The following is a 14,250-nucleotide window of genomic DNA, read 5'->3' on the forward strand; positions in this document are numbered from 1 at the left end:
GCGGGGGCCGGGCCGCACGGCCGGGCGCGGCTCAGGCCGCGGGCTTGCCCGCCGGAGTCAGCGGGCCGACCGGCTTGCCGCCGGACTGGAGGAACTTCTGCAGGGCGAAGTTGTCGACGATGCCCCAGCGTTCGGCGATCCGGTCGCCCTCGAAGCGGAACCAGATGATCGCCTGGTGCTGCACCTGCAGCCCGGTCGGCTGGATGCCGATGAACGGGCCGGTGTGGCGGCCGTGCATGACCCAGCGGATGGCGGCCTTGTCGCCCATCGCTATGAAGTCGAGGATCTCGTACTTGATGTCGCTGAACGCGGACTGCTGGATCCTGATGGTGTGCTTGAACGCCTCCGGGCCGCGCATGGAGTCGTCGTGGCTGCCGTGGTTGCGGAAGTCGGCGGTCAGGTAGCGGTCGGCGGCCGACAGGTCGCCCAGGTCGAGGCCCTCGTGGAAGACCTTCTCGATCAGTTCCTTCTGCTGGTCGGCGGTGAGCGTGGTCGGCATGGGTGCGTTCTCCTCTGCTGAAGTTGCTGCTGAAGTTGCTGCTGAAGCGGCTGCTGAAGCGGCTGCTGAAGTGGGCGCTGAGGCAGGGGTGTTGCCCCGGGTGTCGAGGGTCTGTCGGTCGACCTGGGTCACTCCCCTGGGCACGGCACCGGTGGTCCACACGATCCGCAGCCGCAGCCGGTCGAAGCGCCAGCCGTCGGGGGTGCGCCGGGCCGTGCCGGTGAACCGGCCGCCGAGCTGGAAGTACTGGGTGGGGTCCGGCGGCAGCGGCGAGCCGTGGTGCACGTGGGAGGCGATGAGGCTCCAGCTCAGCTCGGCCAGGTCGCCGTCGACGTCGACCTGGGTCTCCGAGCCGTGGTGGTGGGTGCGGCCCCAGCGCGCCATGATCTCGGTGGTGAAGCCGGCCACCCCGGCGAGGCCCCGGTGGCTGCCCACCGGGAACGTCATCTCGACGTCCTCGGTGAACAGGGACCTCGCCCAGGTCTCGTCGAAGCCGCCCTCGTCGAGGCCGGCCAGGTAGCGCCCGGCGAGGTCCCGCAGGCTCAGCACATCGGTGAGCCGGGCGAGTTCGGCCGTCATGACACCCGGCGCGCTTCGGTCCGGGCGTCCGTCGCGTAGATCACGACGCCGTCGGGGCCGTGCACGACGGCCTTGCCCTCGCCGGTGAGCGCGTCGCCGTCGTGCCGCGCGGTGATGTCGATCTGGATGTACGCGGCCCGGTGGCCGTTGGGGCTGATCTGGGTGACGTCGAGGTTGAAGTCCTCGCGCAGGGAGAACTCCAGCAAGTCCTCGCCGGTGACGGTCCAGGCGCCGGTTCCGGTGCTCTTGCGCGTGGTGACCGAGAGCGAGCCGTCCGGGGCGAAGGCGACGGTGTACTCGTCCACCTCGCCGTCGTGGGTGACCGTACCCGTCCATTGGCCGACGGGTGTCCAGGTGGAAACAGGCATGGACCACACTTCCTCAAGTCGGGGCGGAGGGAAAACAAAAAATCCGCGCCCCCGATGGGGACACGGATTTCGAGAAGGGTGCCACGGGCTCGAATGCAGAAGCCCGGGAGAAGCGCCGCCGCCGTCAGGGCATGGGGGCGCCGGAATGAGTGTGACACCCCTGTTCGGATGCGTCAACTTTCCTTTTGCTAAAGTGAGTTGATTGTCAGTCAACCAAAGCAACCCCCGCGGCAGGGGGGTGGGCCGCGGGGGCTGCTTCGCACCGGATCCCCGCACGGATCCGGTTTCTTGCGGGTGGTGGTCGGTAAATTCCGTGCGGCGGCGCAGAGTTACTCGAATTCACTCCGGTTACAGGGTCTCGCGCCGCTTATTCGGTCTCGCCCCTGCGGGCCAGTGCGAAGAGTTCGTCGAGGTCGTACTCGGCGCGCCGTGGGCCGCCGTGCCGGGTGAGTTTGCCGCGGCTCGCCCATTTCCGGATGGTCGCCTGGGTGACGCCCATCGCAAGGGCCGCCAGCTCCGTCGGGACCGTGCGCGGCTTCGACTTCGGCGTCGGCCGACTCGGCTCGGTCATGCCGGTCGCCTCCCTCCCTCTCCCCGCGTCCCCCTCGTCCCGCTCATCCCGCTCGCCCCGCTCGTCCCGCCCGTCCCGCTCGCCGGTCCACATCAGGCCGCCTCCCGTATCCGGCTCGCGACCAGCAGCCACTGGCGCGGCGGCAGCGCGTGGCCGGCGTCGCAGGTGACCTGGTCCGGCACCCGGTCGCCGCCGTCCGCCGGCAGGACGCCGTGGAGCGTCCCGGCGCACTCCGGCCTGGTGCACGGGCCGAGGGCGAACCGGCGCACCGGGCCCGGGCCGAGCAGGTGGCGGAAGTCGGCGAGCAGTTCGGTGAGTTCCTCGTCGAGGTCGGCGCCCGCCGGGTGCCCGGCGAACCAGGACAGCTGCCCGCGCAGGAACCCGACCAGCGCGTCCACCCCGCGCCCTGCGGGCCGGGCGCCGGTGCGCTCGTCCACGACGAGCCGCGCCCACAGCGCCATCACCTCGCTCGCCCGGGTCCGCAGGGCCAGCGCCCGTTCGTCGAGCACGATGCCGACGGTGGCGCGGCTGCCGCTCACCCGCTCCCGCAGTACCGGCGCCCCGGGCGCCAGCGCCTGGTCGCTCTCCCGGTACAGGTCGAGCAGGGTGCGCAGGCCGCCGTCCATCCGGTCCAGGCAGCGGACGCAGATCCGGCCGCAGCGCCTGCCGCAGTCGCGGCCGACGTGGTCGTCCGTGAGTCGCTCCGGCTCTTCCATTCGGATCCCCCGAATCCTCGGTCCGTGTGGAACTGCGTCCAGTCTCACGGGGGCCGCCGGGCGCTTCAACGCACGGCGGTTCAGGGTTCCCACAATCCTCCGCAGCTCTGTCAGCGGAGTGTCAAACCTGTGTCAAGTGGCCGGATTTGAGCACTGTTACAAACAGACCTGTCTGATTGAGGATCAACCCGAACGTTCGCTCGTCGCGCATGTTTCCAGACAACCACCCCTACAACCTGGGAAGTTGAGATCCTGTGTAGATCACGAGGAGGTAGACCCCCACCGGGGTCCTCCCATGAAACAGGCATGGTTGTATGATTCTTTCCACCATTGGCACCGGTGCCCGCAGGCAGTGCATGTACCGGGCACACTGTTGGCAGGGAAGGCAGGTGCGACCTGATGCAGGCGCGATCCGAGCAGACGCGTCAGGCTCTCGTCCACGCCACCGCCGAGCTCATCGCCGACGGCCGGCTCTCCGACGCGGGCCTGGTCAACATCTGCCGCCGGGCCGGGGTCAGCCGGGGGGCGCTCTACCACCACTTCTCCTCCACCACCGCCCTGACCGCCGCCGTGTACGAGGAGGCGAGGCAGCGGGTGGAGGCGCTGACCGAGGAGGCCTTCGCGGGCCCGGTGGCGGACGCGCCCGAACGCTTCCTGTTCGCGCTCGGCGAGGCCATGCGCACCGAGAAGGTCGTCCGGGCGGGCATGCAGCTGGCCGCGGACGGTTCGGCCGAACCGCCCCGGCTGCGCGACGACCTGCTGGCCGCGGTCCACGAGCGGGTCGCGGAGGCGCAGCAGGGGGCCGAGGAGCCGGCCGGGGACCTCGCGGACCTGACCGTGGTGATGGCCGCGGGCATCGAGACCCTGGGGCACTCCGACCCGGGCTGGTGGGACGGCGAGATCACCCAGCGCCTGTGGCGGCTGCTGCGTCCGCTGTTCGACCGGGACCGGCCGCCGGGCCGGGGCGGCGAGCGCAGGATCTGAGCGAGGGCCGGTCACTCCTCGGGCGGCGTCGTGCGCAGCCGCCCGACCAGGCCCGGTGTGGCGAGGCCGGGCAGCAGGAACTTCCAGAAGACACTGGTGCGTTCGGGCAGGTCGGCGCGGCCCGTGTAGGCCTGGGACATGATCTGCAGGCCGGTGAAGGAGCCGACGATGAGCGAGGTGACCTCGCGCACGTCCACCCCCGGCAGGATCTCGTCCCGCTTCTCGGCTTCCTGGAGCAGCGTCAGAATGGTGTCCATGGACTGCTCGTAGGTGGTCTGCGGCGGGCAGTCGAACGACGTCTGCTCCGTGGTCAGCCGCACGCTCGCGCGCAACACCGCGTCGTGCTGGAGGCGCCGGGCGAACTCCAGGGTCAGGTCGATCACCGACTGCAGCCGGACCGGTCGCTCGGGCACTTCGAGGGCCTCGGCGTGGGCCTGCACCAGGGCCAGCGCGATGGCTTCCTTGGAGGGGAAGTGGTGATAGAGGGACCCCCGGGTGAGCCCGGTGCGGGCCAGGATCTCGTTGGTGCTCGCGGCGTCGTAGCCGCGCTCGTCGAAGACCTGGGCCGCCGCCTCCAGGATCGACCGCCGTGATCGCTTGCCGCGTTCCTGCTGAGCCATGCCAGATCCTTACGTTCTCCCACCGAATTCAACAGACTGGTCTGTATCGTAAGCCGCATGGAGGGCCTACGGTCAGTACCGCGGCGGGAGTTGTCAGAAAGCGGTTCCGGGGCCGGGCCCCGGAACCGGGCGTGACCTCGGAGAACGCGCCAGGGGCCTAGGGACCGCCGATCCGGAATCCGACCCCCCGGACCGTGACGATCCAGGCACTGGAGCCCAGTTTGCCGCGCAGGGTGCCCACGTGGGTGTCGACCGTGCGGCCGCGCGGCGACCACGCGTCCTCCCACACCTGGGCCATGATCTGGCGGCGCGGGACCACCGTGCCGGGCTGCGAGGCCAGCAGGTGGAGGAGGTCGAACTCCTTGCGGGTCAGGTCGAGCGGCCGGCCGTCGAGGGTGGCCGCGCGGGCGCCCGGGTCGATGCGCAGCGGCCCGTGGGCGACCACCCGGCCGGCGGCCGGCCCGGCCGCCGGCTGCACCCGCACCCGGCGCAGCACCGCCTCCATCCGGGCCAGCAACTCCCGGAACCCGTACGGCTTGACGAGGTAGTCGTCGGACCCCGCCTGCAGGCAGAGCACGCAGTCGAGTTCCGAGCCGCGCGCGGTGACGGCGATGATCGGCAGGTCGCTGACCGCCCGGATGCCCCGGCACACCTCGAGCCCGTCGAGGTCGGGCAGGTCCAGGTCGAGCAGTACCAGGTCGGCCTCGCGGTGGCCGCGCAGCGCCTGGGCGCCGGTGGTGGCACCGTGCGTGGCATAGCCGTGCCGGACCAGGCCCTGCCGGAGGGTGTCGGCGGCCCGCGGGTCGTTCTCGACGACCAGGACGTTCAGCGCTCCCGCCCGGGGCGCGCCGTGGGCGGGGGCCGGGCGGGCCGGGTGACCGGCCGGGACGAGCGGGCCGTGCGAGCGGTGGCGCCGCGGCGACGGCGCCACGAGGTCCGCGTACTGGCGGTTCATCTGCTCCCCCTGAGGCACATCCACGTCATCTCGGACTGCGGGTTCACCACCCGACCGTACCAAACAGACTTGTCTGATTGTCAACTGCCAAGGTCGGGTGGCGCGGCGTCGAGGCCACCTCTCGCCACCCCTACCGTGAGCTGCAATTTCGTCGGAATACCGGACAAGTGGGAGGCGATACTCCGTTAAGTCGCCCCACGGAAAGACTTGACCAAGGACCATGCACCTTCAGCGAACCATACAACCTTGCACGTTTCGCGGTTGCATTACCGGCAAAACGGTCAGCTGACATCGATGGCAAGCCTCCAGGTCACCCCGACTCGCCCAAGAAATCGCCTCGCCCCTTGCAAAACCGGACCGACCTGTCTGTATCTTGTGGTGCAGAACGTCGGCCACGGGGGGTGACAGCCGACGTACGGCCTGTTGCCCCCTCCTTTCCGTCACACCGACACAGGAGCGCTGCAGATGCCGCACCTCACCGACCGGGCCATCGCCCCGAAGCCCCTGCTTCCCGGACTGACCACCACTGTGCCGCGTGAGTACGTCCACCGCGCGGCGGTCTCCGAAGTCCTGCTCACCGGCTGGGAGCGCGACGAGTCCCCGGGCGCCGACGGCTTCGACGGCTTCGTCGTCCGGGCCCAATGGCCGCGCAGTCACGCGCTGTTCGCGCCCGACGCGGGCTACCAGGACCCGATGCTGCTGATCGAGTCCGTCCGCCAGATCGGATCCCTGCTCGCACACGCCGAGTTCGACGTCCCGTTCGGCCACCAGTTCCTCATGTCTGACATGTCCGTGACCGCCGAACCGGACCTGCTGGTCACGGACGCGGTCCCCACCGACGTCGAGATGCACACGGTCTGCCGGGACGTCGTCCGCCGCGGCGGCCGGCTGCGGGAGATGCGCTACGACGTCACCGTGGTGCGCGAGAACGGGGCCCGCGCCACCGCCTCGGCCGCGTTCCGCTGCATGAGCCCGGAGGTGTACCGCAGGATGCGCGGAGAGCGCCCCACCACCACCGACCGCACCCCGCCGCCGGCCCTCGACCCGGCGGCCGTGGGCCACGCCGGCACCCGGCACGTCGTCCTGTGCGAGCCGGTACCCGGCACGTACGACAGATGGGAACTGCGGGTCGACACCGCGCACCCGACCTACTTCGACCACCCGGTCGACCACATACCCGGCATGTTCCTCCTGGAGGCCGCCCGGCAGGCCGCGCACGCCCGCACCGGGGCACCCTGCGCCCTGCTGCTCGGCATGCGCAGCGAGTTCACGCGGTACGCCGAACTGGACGCGCCCTGCTGGATCACGGCCGAACCCGAGCCGTACGGCAGCACCGGCGACCTGCTGGTACGGGTGTGCGGCAGCCAGCGGCAGGAGACCGTCTTCACCGCCGAACTCGTCCTGCGGCCCCGTCTCCGCTGACCCCGACCGCACCCCGGGAGAGTCCCCGTGCCCATTCTTCTCATCACCGGCGCGTCCGGGTTCGTCGGCACCCACGTGACGCGCGAGGCGCAGCGCCGGCGGGCCGACCTCAGACTCATGAGCCACCACCGGTCCCTGCCCCGGTCCTGCTCCGGAGCGCGGACCGTGTACGCCGACCTCACCGACCCCGGCTCGCTGCGCGGGGTGTGCGACGGCGTCGACGTACTCCTGCACTGCGCGGCGCAGATCGGCGGCAGCGCCACGGCCAACGAGGCGGTCAACGCGCGCGGCACGGCGGCGCTGGTCGCCGAGGCGCAGCGGGCCGGAGTGCGCCGGATCGTCCAGCTCAGCACGGCCTCGGTGTACGGCCGCGGCACCTTCCGCGGCGACCGGCCCGAGGAACTCACCCGCAATCCGGTCTCCGTCACCTCCCGCACCCGCGCGGCGGCGGAGGACACGGTCCTGGCGGCCGGCGGTGTGGTGATCAGGCCCCATCTGGTCTTCGGAGCGGGAGACACGTGGGTCGGCCCGAACCTGGCACGGCTGCTGCGGGCCCTGCCGGGGGTGGTGGCCGACTGGCTGTCGCTGGCGTCGGTGATCGGGGCGCCGGACCTGGCACGGCTGCTGGTCGCCACGGCGCTGGCCCCGGACGGCGTCCTGTCCTCGCGGGTGTACCACGCCGCGGATCCGACGCCGGTCACCGTCGGCAGCGCGCTGCGGGCGGTCGCCGACTGTGCGGGGATCACCTGGCCGCGTGACAACCTCACCGTCGAGGGGGCCAAGGCGATCCTCGCGGCCAAGGGGGTACCGCCGGCCACGCTCGACATCCTCACGACGGACCACTTCTTCGAGTCCGACGCCCTCTGGGCGGATCTCGGTCAGTGTCCGGGGGGTGGCTTCGCCACGTGGTTCGGCCGTGCCGAACAGTGGTATCGCTCGACGCTCGTGACGAACTGAATCTCCGCCCGGCACCCGCTGCGCCCGGTACCGGGTCCGGTGGCCCCACCCACCGGACCCTTTTGCCGCCGCCCTGATCAGGGGCGGCCTTTTGTTGTGCGCCTACGGGGGTGAGGGGGCGGGTTGTCGGGCGGGTGCGGGTGGGTGGGGGCTTGTCGCGCAGTTCCCCGCGCCTCCCGCGCCCCTAAAAAACGGGGCGCCAAGGCGGCCGGTACTGTGACGCAATGCGTCTTCGTTGTGCTCTGATCGACGACTTTCAAGGGGTGGGCGGGGAGTTCGGGGACTGGGCCGCCCTCTCCGGGCAGGTCGAGGTCGTCTCCCTGCGGGACCATCTGGGCGGCGAGGACGAACTCGCGGCCGCCCTCTCCGACTTCGACATCGTCGTCACCCTGCGCGAGCGCGTCGCCTTTCCCGGGGCGCTTCTTCGGCGGCTGCCGCGGCTGCGGCTGCTCGTCGCCTCCGGGATGCGGAACAGCGTCATCGACTACGCGGCCGCCGAGGCGCTCGGGATCACGGTGTGCGGTACGGAGAGTTCCTCGGCCCCGCCGGTCGAGCTGACCTGGGCGCTGCTGCTGGGGCTGGCCCGGGGGCTGGTCCAGGAGAGCACGGCGCTGCGGGCCGGTGGGCCCTGGCAGTCCACCGTCGGTGCCGATCTGCACGGGCGCCGGCTCGGGCTGCTCGGGCTCGGGAAGATCGGCAGCAGGGTCGCGCAGGTCGGGCTCGCCTTCGGGATGCGGGTGAGCGCCTGGAGCCAGAACCTCACGAAGGAGCGTGCGGAGGAGGTCGGCGTCGGCCTCGCGCCGAGCAAGGAGGACCTGCTCGCCACCAGCGACTTCGTCTCGGTCCACCTGGCGCTCGGCGACCGCACCCGGGGTCTGCTGGGCGCCGCCGAGCTCGCCCTCCTCAAGCCCACCGCCTACCTCGTCAACACCTCCCGCGCGGCGATCGTCGACCAGGGCGCGCTGCTCGCCGCGCTGCACGAGGGCCGGATCGCGGGGGCCGGCGTCGACGTCTTCGACGTGGAGCCGCTCCCGGCCGACCACCCCCTGCGCACCGCCCCCCGCCTGCTGGCCACCCCGCACCTCGGCTACGTCTCCTACGCCAACTTCACGACGTACTACGGCCAGGCCGTGGAGAACATCCGGGCCTTCCTGGCCGGTGCCCCGGTACGACAGCTGCCCTAGGGGGTGCCCGGCGGATCATGTCGGCGACGCGGGGTCTGGCACGCACATCTGCCGCGTTGTCGTCACTCGCCGACGCTCCGCGTCGACTCCCTCCTCCGCCTTGCAGCTGCACGCACCAGACCCCGCTCCGAGTCGGCATCAATGCGCGGTTGTTCCCCGCCGACCTGATCCGCCGGGCACCCCCTGACTCCGGCCCTTGGAGTGATCGTCCCGTGATCGGCGTGACCAGCCGCAGGTCGGGGCGTTGAACGGGGAGTGCGGTGGCTGGTCCGGCCGCCGCACTCCCCGAGCAACAAGAAGGAGAACGTGATGTCTCGCATCGCGAAGGCCGCTGCCGTCGCCCTCGGCACCGGCGCAGTGGTGATCGGCGGGGCCGGCCTGGCCCTGGCCGACGCGGGTGCCAACGCCGAGGCCGTCGGTTCGCCCGGCGTGCTGTCCGGCAACGTCATCCAGGTCCCGATCAACATCCCGATCAACCTGTGCGGCAACACCGTCGACCTGGCTGGTCTGCTGAACCCCGCGTTCGGCAACACCTGCGTCAACGCCGGCGGCCACCACAAGGACGGCGACCACAAGGACGGCGACCACAAGGACGGCGACAACAAGGGTGGCGGCTACGGCCACTGAGTCACCCTCCGCGGAAGAGCCCCGGCGCACTGTGCACCGGGGCTCTTCCCGTGTCCGGGAGGTGTCCGGGGACGGGTCAGGCGTACCGGTAGATCCGGCTCACGTCCTCCAGGGACTGCGGGGTGACGTCCCACGGGGGCAGCTTCTCGCCCCGGGCGACGACCCGGTCGTGCTGCGGGTCGGTGACCCCGGGCGGCCGCGCCGGCCGGTAGCGCTGCCCGCGGTGCCGGGCCTGCCAGCGCTCCCACTGCAGGTCGATGAAGGCGTGGTGGAACCAGAAGACCGGGTCGTTGACGGAGGCGCCGCCGAGCATCGCCCCGCCGACCCAGCGGTGCACCCGGTTGTGGTTGTGCCAGGACGCGCTGCCACCGCCGGTCCCCCAGCCCTCCAGCCGGTTGCGGAAGCCCCGGGTGACGGTCGAGTCCCAGGGCGGGACGTCGTACACCGGGTCGGCGAGCGCCCGGTCGAGTTCGGCCCGGGTGGGCAGGTCGATGGGGTCGCGGGCCCGGCCCAGGTCCCGGGTGAGGAACTTGCCGTCGGTGATGCCCTCCTTGATGGTCCAGTGCCCGCCCGTGTAGGCGAACGGACCGGTCATCACCTGCTGGTCGCGGGCCCGGCCGTTCCCGCCGAGCAGGTCCTTCGTCCAGGGGACGGAGGACCTTCCACGGTCCCGGGTCCAGTCCCAGTACGGCACGGTCACCGACCCGTCCACCCGGCGCAGGGCACGCTCCAGGTCCAGCAGGAAGCGGCGGTGCCAGGGCAGGAAGGAGGGCGCCATGTGGGCGGTGCGCAGCCCGTCGTCGCCGTCGGAGGTGTAGTACTCGATGTGCATCCGCACGAACTCGTCGTACTCGCCCCGCCGTTTGACCTCCAGGAACGCCTTCACGAGCCGTTTGCGCTCGTCGGCCGTCAACCGGCCGGCGTCCTTACGCACGTACGCCATGGTCTCCCCCCATGTGCAGGTGTCCCCCGCTCATCGGCCCCGGCGCCAGGTCGCGCAGCCGCTGCCCGGGCCCGATCTCGTCGACGGCCGCCCGGGCCGCCTCCAGCGGGGTCGGGTACGAGCTGTAGTGGTCGACCATGCTGAGCCAGGTGCCGTCGGCCCGCCGCATCAGGTGGAGCGGCCGGCCGTCCACGGTGACCTGCCACTCGCCCTGGCCGACGGCCCGTCCCGCCGTCGGTACCAGGACCCCGTGGATACGGCGGCCCCGGTAGGTCTCGTCGAAGGACGTGCCGACCGGCCCCTCCGCCGAGGGGACCGGGCGGGAGGCTGCGACGACCGGCGCGAGCGCCGTGGCGGCCGCGGCGGCGAGCAGCCCCCGTGTGACCTCGCGCCGGGTCGGTCTGCCCGCCCCGGCTCTGTCCGGCTGCCCGGCGCCCGGCTCCGCGCCCACCGCCACACCACCGAATCCGACGACCATGCTCACTCCTCGTACGGTTCACCGTTCGCTGTCGGTACCGGTAACCGTCCGAGGGGCCGCCCGGTCACCGCCGGGCCGCCATCCGGTGCACGGGCGGGCCGAAACGGCCGTCCCGCGAGGGGAGTTACCGACCGGGGCCGGCGCCCAGGTCGCCGCCGGCGACGGTCTGGACGACCGGGGCGAGCACACCCGCCCTGGGGAGCTGCAGGCCGGGCAGGCCGAAGTTCTTCGGGTCGGGCGCGGTGAGCGGGGCCTCCACCGACAGGCCGGGGGCGAGGGTGCGCAGGTCGCCGGCGGGGGCGTCGACGCCGACGTGGTCGAAGTCGTCGCCGAGGACGTGCGGGAGCGGGGCACGCAGGCCGAGGCCGGGCAGTCCGCCGCTGATCGGCAGCTGGGGCAGGGCGCGGTCCGGGAGCAGCCGGCCCTCGACGTAGCGCGGCCCGTCGGGGGCGCCGGGCGTCAGCAGCGGCAGCTCCATGCCGAGCTTGGGCGCCTCCATGCCGAGGGACTTCTCGACGCCGTCCAACGGCACGGGGACGGGGACCGTGCCGGCCGCCGCGGCGGGCACGGCGGCGGCGCCCACGGCTGCCACGGCGGCCGCGATTCCCGTCACTGCGGCGGCAAGGGTTCCTCGGGTGGTCGGCTTCATCTCAGGCACGGGCCCTTTCAGGATGCGGGGGAGCGACGTCCGTACCGGGTAACGAGCCTGAAAACGGCATCAGTTCACAATTCGCCCGGGTGCAGCATTTGTCGGCTGGTCACTCATCGGTTCGTCACTCATCAGCTCGTCACTCATCGGTTCGTGCGCTCGTCCGCTCGTCCGGAAGCCGGCTGGTCAGCTCGTCCAGAAGTCCCACCAGCGGGTCAGGACCAGCATGCCGACGATCCCGATGTGCAGCAGCGGGAGCACCCAGGTGAACTCGCCGAGGAACGCGCTCAGCCACTGCGGCGCGGGCAGGAACCCCTGCCGTACGACGTGCGAGGTGACGTACCAGAACAGGAGGATGGTGGCGACCCAGGCCAGGCAGCACCACAGGCACAGCGCGTTGATCCGGTACAGCGACTCGAACTGCAGCCAGGACACGAAGCCGACGCCGAACAGGCAGCCGGCGTCGAAGGTCAGCCAGTACCAGGCGGGGAACCGGGCGCCGGCCAGCAGGCCCATGCCGGCGCAGATCACGATGCCGTAGGCCACCAGGCCCAGCATCGGGTTGGGGAACCCGAACGCCGAGGCCTGGTCGCTCTTCATCACGCTGCCGCAGGACACCACCGGGTTGAGACTGCACCCGGGCACGAAGTGCGGGTTCTCCAGGAGTTTGAACTTGTCCAGGGTGATGACCCAGGAGGCCAGCAGCCCGGCCGCCCCCGCGATCACCGTCAGCAGCGCGAACCCCCGCCCGGCGCCCGCGGCCTTGTCCATCAGCCGCGCAGCCTGCGGGCCGGCAGCACGACGTGCGCGGCGGCCGTCAGGGTCTCCTCGGCCCCGGCGAAGTCCCTCAGCGCCTCGGGGGTGACGGGCTTGCCGGGCTCGCCCTCGGGCCACGGGCGAGTGGTGAACACCAGGTAGGCGTAGCCGCGTGCGCCGACCGCGGCGAGCCACTCCGCGGGCGCGGGGCACTGGGCGTTGAGCGGGGCCAGGTTGAGGACGGCCTGGCCGGCCTCGACGAGCAGGGTGACGGGCAGGCTCGGCCGGGCGGTGCCGTCGACGACGTCGCCGCCGACCGGCAGCCCGTTGTTGGCGAGCAGCGCCTCGACCGCGGCCGAGGTGGCCTCCGGGCCGCCCTCGGCGTCACCGAGGGAGTAGGCCAGCAGGTACGGCATGTCGCTGCCGTCGGGCGCCTCGCCGCTCCAGGCCAGCACGACGAGGGTGCCGAGGTCGGCGACGCGGAAGGGGCGGGTCTCGCTTGGGGTTGAGGTCACCGCGCGACCGTATCGCCGGGCCGCCGGGCGGCCGGGCGTCCGCTCACCCGACCGGCGGACGCCCGCGGGGCTCCGCCACACGAACGAGGGACACCCCTCGATATCACTCGAACGGTGTCCCTCGGACGGCCGCCGGAGATCCCCGGTCGGCGTCGCTCAGCCCTGCAGGGGCAGGCCGCCCAGCAGCGGGTTGTGCTGGTTGAGGCTGCCGGCCGCACCCTTGACCGTGCTGAGCACGGAGTTCTTGTTCTCGGTGTCGAGCGCGTTCGACTGGTGCTGCAGCGGCATCGCCTGGTCCAGGTCCAGGGGGCCCTTGGTCAGCGTGTTCACGGCGCCGTTGAGGCTGGTGGGGGTGAGGTCGGCGGTGTTGTAGGCGAACGCGGGCGCGGCGACGCCGGCGAGAGCCACGGAACCGGCAACGACGGCGACGGCCTTCAGGGACTTCATCGTGTTCCTTCCTTCGGCGACTTTCGGCGTGCCTAACGATGTCCTGGCGGGCCGGAAACCCCGCGCACGGAAGACATATGAGATCAAAGTCCTGAAAAGGCCCGGCCAGAAGGCCCGGTCGGAGGGCCCGGTCGGGAGGCCCGGTCAGGACGGGGGCAGCGGCAGCGGCGTGGTCGCCGGGAGGCTGGGCAGCGCGGGCAGGCCGGCGAGGCCGGGAGCGGGCAGGCCGCCGCCGAGCAGGAGCGCGGCGAGGTAGTCGACCAGGCCGGTCAGGACGGCGGTGACGGCCGGGGCGACCTGGCCGGCGTCGCCGGAGGTGACGGCCTTGACCAGGTTGTCGACCGCGGCCTGGAGGGCCTTCAGGGCGTCCCCGGCCAGGTCCTTGACCGCGGGGGCGTCGCCGAGCCCCTTGGCCTGGGCGGCCGCCGCGGCGGCGGCCGCGGCCGACAGCGCCGGGGTGCTCGGCAGCGCCGGGGTCGAGGGCAGGGCGGGGGCCGGGGCCGCCGCGGTGAGCTGGACGATCGCCGTCTTGGCCGCGTCGGCGAGCCGGGTGGCCCGGTCGGGGGCCAACTGGCCGTTGTCCGCCTTGAGGGCGGCGGCGAGCAGGTCGGTGACCGGCTTGAGCACGGCGGCGAGGCCGCCGAGCGACCTGGTCCGGCCGAGGAGCGCGTCAGCCCCGGGGACGGGCGCCTGCGACATCGCACGGGTGCGCTCGCGGGCCGGGTCGGCGGCCACGGCCGCCGGACCGGTGACCCCGGCCAGAAGGGCGGCGCAGAGCGCGGTGGACGCGAGACGCCGTGCGGGCAGAGCGCGCATGGATGTTCCTTTCGGTGTGCGTCGGATCCTGCTGCCCACCGTGAAATCACCCGTGACGGCCCGCAACCGCTCGTCCGCGCGCCGCCGCCCGTCCGGGGGAACGCCCGTACGGACGCAGGCCGGCCGCCCGTCCGCCGGGTGCGCGGGCGGGCGGCCGGCCCAAA

General features: G+C 72.3%; 18 protein-coding genes. 5 read left to right on the forward strand and 13 right to left on the reverse strand.

The features are described from left to right. Nucleotides 1-31: 31 nt before the first annotated feature. The 4 genes from ACFWPQ_RS51100 to ACFWPQ_RS51115 form a co-directional block, all read right to left on the reverse strand. Nucleotides 32-1,078, reverse strand: coding sequence for an ester cyclase (locus ACFWPQ_RS51100; RefSeq protein WP_384051929.1), 1,047 nt, complete (start codon nucleotides 1,076-1,078; stop codon nucleotides 32-34). Continuing rightward, a complete protein-coding gene (locus tag ACFWPQ_RS51105; RefSeq protein WP_384051931.1) occupies nucleotides 1,075-1,446 on the reverse strand; it encodes a dehydrogenase in 372 nt (123 codons plus the stop codon). The genes ACFWPQ_RS51100 and ACFWPQ_RS51105 overlap by 4 nt, the downstream gene beginning before the upstream one ends. Nucleotides 1,447-1,813: 367 nt before the next feature. Next, the gene (locus ACFWPQ_RS51110) at nucleotides 1,814-2,017 is read right to left on the reverse strand and encodes a hypothetical protein (protein ID WP_384051933.1); all 204 of its coding nucleotides are present in this window, start codon (nucleotides 2,015-2,017) and stop codon (nucleotides 1,814-1,816) included. Nucleotides 2,018-2,109: 92 nt separating this feature from the next. Further along, a complete protein-coding gene (locus tag ACFWPQ_RS51115; protein WP_384051935.1) occupies nucleotides 2,110-2,733 on the reverse strand; it encodes an OvmZ protein in 624 nt (207 codons plus the stop codon). A gap of 399 nt (nucleotides 2,734-3,132) precedes the next feature. Between ACFWPQ_RS51115 and ACFWPQ_RS51120 the strand changes: the two genes are divergently transcribed. Continuing rightward, a complete protein-coding gene (locus ACFWPQ_RS51120; protein ID WP_384051937.1) occupies nucleotides 3,133-3,717 on the forward strand; it encodes a TetR family transcriptional regulator in 585 nt (194 codons plus the stop codon). Nucleotides 3,718-3,728: 11 nt separating this feature from the next. On the opposite strand, the gene ACFWPQ_RS51125 is transcribed toward ACFWPQ_RS51120, so the two are convergent. Together ACFWPQ_RS51125 and ACFWPQ_RS51130 are read right to left on the reverse strand one after the other, a co-directional pair. Next, complete coding sequence (locus ACFWPQ_RS51125; RefSeq protein ID WP_350786932.1) at nucleotides 3,729-4,337, reverse strand: ScbR family autoregulator-binding transcription factor; 609 nt, start codon at nucleotides 4,335-4,337, stop codon at nucleotides 3,729-3,731. A gap of 157 nt (nucleotides 4,338-4,494) precedes the next feature. Beyond that, nucleotides 4,495-5,292 carry a response regulator transcription factor gene (locus ACFWPQ_RS51130; protein ID WP_384051939.1) on the reverse strand — a complete coding sequence of 266 codons (798 nt, stop codon included), beginning with the start codon at nucleotides 5,290-5,292 and terminating at the stop codon, nucleotides 4,495-4,497. 465 nt (nucleotides 5,293-5,757) lie between these two features. Here ACFWPQ_RS51130 and ACFWPQ_RS51135 point away from each other — a divergent pair, with 465 nt between their 5' ends. From ACFWPQ_RS51135 to ACFWPQ_RS51150, 4 genes are all read left to right on the forward strand, one after another. Then, nucleotides 5,758-6,714, forward strand: coding sequence for a ScbA/BarX family gamma-butyrolactone biosynthesis protein (locus ACFWPQ_RS51135; protein WP_384051942.1), 957 nt, complete (start codon nucleotides 5,758-5,760; stop codon nucleotides 6,712-6,714). 27 nt (nucleotides 6,715-6,741) lie between these two features. Beyond that, on the forward strand, nucleotides 6,742-7,671 hold the full coding sequence (locus tag ACFWPQ_RS51140) for an NAD-dependent epimerase/dehydratase family protein (protein ID WP_384051944.1): 930 nt from the start codon (nucleotides 6,742-6,744) through the stop codon (nucleotides 7,669-7,671). Between the two features lie 224 nt (nucleotides 7,672-7,895). Then, entirely contained in the window at nucleotides 7,896-8,855 is a 960-nt protein-coding gene (locus ACFWPQ_RS51145) for a D-2-hydroxyacid dehydrogenase family protein (RefSeq protein WP_384051946.1), read from the forward strand. Nucleotides 8,856-9,164: 309 nt separating this feature from the next. Next, nucleotides 9,165-9,482: a chaplin gene (locus ACFWPQ_RS51150; protein WP_384051948.1), complete on the forward strand. Its 318-nt coding sequence runs from the start codon at nucleotides 9,165-9,167 to the stop codon at nucleotides 9,480-9,482. Between the two features lie 76 nt (nucleotides 9,483-9,558). Here ACFWPQ_RS51150 and ACFWPQ_RS51155 read toward each other — a convergent pair whose 3' ends face one another. From ACFWPQ_RS51155 to ACFWPQ_RS51185, 7 genes are all read right to left on the reverse strand, one after another. Further along, nucleotides 9,559-10,425: a tyrosinase family protein gene (locus ACFWPQ_RS51155; RefSeq protein WP_384051950.1), complete on the reverse strand. Its 867-nt coding sequence runs from the start codon at nucleotides 10,423-10,425 to the stop codon at nucleotides 9,559-9,561. Then, complete coding sequence (locus ACFWPQ_RS51160; RefSeq protein ID WP_384051952.1) at nucleotides 10,409-10,903, reverse strand: tyrosinase family oxidase copper chaperone; 495 nt, start codon at nucleotides 10,901-10,903, stop codon at nucleotides 10,409-10,411. The genes ACFWPQ_RS51155 and ACFWPQ_RS51160 overlap by 17 nt, the downstream gene beginning before the upstream one ends. 124 nt (nucleotides 10,904-11,027) lie before the next feature. Further along, the gene (locus ACFWPQ_RS51165; RefSeq protein WP_384051958.1) at nucleotides 11,028-11,552 is read right to left on the reverse strand and encodes a hypothetical protein; all 525 of its coding nucleotides are present in this window, start codon (nucleotides 11,550-11,552) and stop codon (nucleotides 11,028-11,030) included. 186 nt (nucleotides 11,553-11,738) lie between these two features. Further along, nucleotides 11,739-12,323: a vitamin K epoxide reductase family protein gene (locus tag ACFWPQ_RS51170; protein WP_384051954.1), complete on the reverse strand. Its 585-nt coding sequence runs from the start codon at nucleotides 12,321-12,323 to the stop codon at nucleotides 11,739-11,741. After that, nucleotides 12,323-12,823, reverse strand: a complete 501-nt coding sequence (locus ACFWPQ_RS51175) for a DUF5949 family protein (protein WP_361289157.1) — start codon at nucleotides 12,821-12,823, stop codon at nucleotides 12,323-12,325. Before ACFWPQ_RS51175 ends, ACFWPQ_RS51170 begins: the two co-directional genes overlap by 1 nt. Nucleotides 12,824-12,979: 156 nt before the next feature. After that, nucleotides 12,980-13,270 carry a hypothetical protein gene (locus ACFWPQ_RS51180; RefSeq protein ID WP_361289154.1) on the reverse strand — a complete coding sequence of 97 codons (291 nt, stop codon included), beginning with the start codon at nucleotides 13,268-13,270 and terminating at the stop codon, nucleotides 12,980-12,982. A 144-nt stretch (nucleotides 13,271-13,414) separates the two neighbouring features. Continuing rightward, on the reverse strand, nucleotides 13,415-14,086 hold the full coding sequence (locus ACFWPQ_RS51185) for a hypothetical protein (protein ID WP_384051956.1): 672 nt from the start codon (nucleotides 14,084-14,086) through the stop codon (nucleotides 13,415-13,417). Nucleotides 14,087-14,250 lie beyond the last annotated feature (164 nt).

Source organism: Streptomyces sp. NPDC058464, assembly GCF_042721035.1.
Taxonomy (GTDB): Bacteria; Actinomycetota; Actinomycetes; order Streptomycetales; family Streptomycetaceae; genus Streptomyces.

Coding starts and splice junctions, on each gene's coding strand:
- ACFWPQ_RS51145 (WP_384051946.1), top strand. CDS start 7,896: ATGCGTCTTCGTTGTGCTCTGATCGACGACTTTCAAGGGGTGGGCGGG.
- ACFWPQ_RS51125 (WP_350786932.1), bottom strand. CDS start 4,337: ATGGCTCAGCAGGAACGCGGCAAGCGATCACGGCGGTCGATCCTGGAG.
- ACFWPQ_RS51170 (WP_384051954.1), bottom strand. CDS start 12,323: ATGGACAAGGCCGCGGGCGCCGGGCGGGGGTTCGCGCTGCTGACGGTG.
- ACFWPQ_RS51185 (WP_384051956.1), bottom strand. CDS start 14,086: ATGCGCGCTCTGCCCGCACGGCGTCTCGCGTCCACCGCGCTCTGCGCC.
- ACFWPQ_RS51130 (WP_384051939.1), bottom strand. CDS start 5,292: ATGAACCGCCAGTACGCGGACCTCGTGGCGCCGTCGCCGCGGCGCCAC.
- ACFWPQ_RS51160 (WP_384051952.1), bottom strand. CDS start 10,903: ATGGTCGTCGGATTCGGTGGTGTGGCGGTGGGCGCGGAGCCGGGCGCC.
- ACFWPQ_RS51135 (WP_384051942.1), top strand. CDS start 5,758: ATGCCGCACCTCACCGACCGGGCCATCGCCCCGAAGCCCCTGCTTCCC.
- ACFWPQ_RS51180 (WP_361289154.1), bottom strand. CDS start 13,270: ATGAAGTCCCTGAAGGCCGTCGCCGTCGTTGCCGGTTCCGTGGCTCTC.
- ACFWPQ_RS51120 (WP_384051937.1), top strand. CDS start 3,133: ATGCAGGCGCGATCCGAGCAGACGCGTCAGGCTCTCGTCCACGCCACC.
- ACFWPQ_RS51165 (WP_384051958.1), bottom strand. CDS start 11,552: ATGAAGCCGACCACCCGAGGAACCCTTGCCGCCGCAGTGACGGGAATC.
- ACFWPQ_RS51110 (WP_384051933.1), bottom strand. CDS start 2,017: ATGACCGAGCCGAGTCGGCCGACGCCGAAGTCGAAGCCGCGCACGGTC.
- ACFWPQ_RS51115 (WP_384051935.1), bottom strand. CDS start 2,733: ATGGAAGAGCCGGAGCGACTCACGGACGACCACGTCGGCCGCGACTGC.
- ACFWPQ_RS51100 (WP_384051929.1), bottom strand. CDS start 1,078: ATGACGGCCGAACTCGCCCGGCTCACCGATGTGCTGAGCCTGCGGGAC.
- ACFWPQ_RS51105 (WP_384051931.1), bottom strand. CDS start 1,446: ATGCCTGTTTCCACCTGGACACCCGTCGGCCAATGGACGGGTACGGTC.
- ACFWPQ_RS51155 (WP_384051950.1), bottom strand. CDS start 10,425: ATGGCGTACGTGCGTAAGGACGCCGGCCGGTTGACGGCCGACGAGCGC.
- ACFWPQ_RS51150 (WP_384051948.1), top strand. CDS start 9,165: ATGTCTCGCATCGCGAAGGCCGCTGCCGTCGCCCTCGGCACCGGCGCA.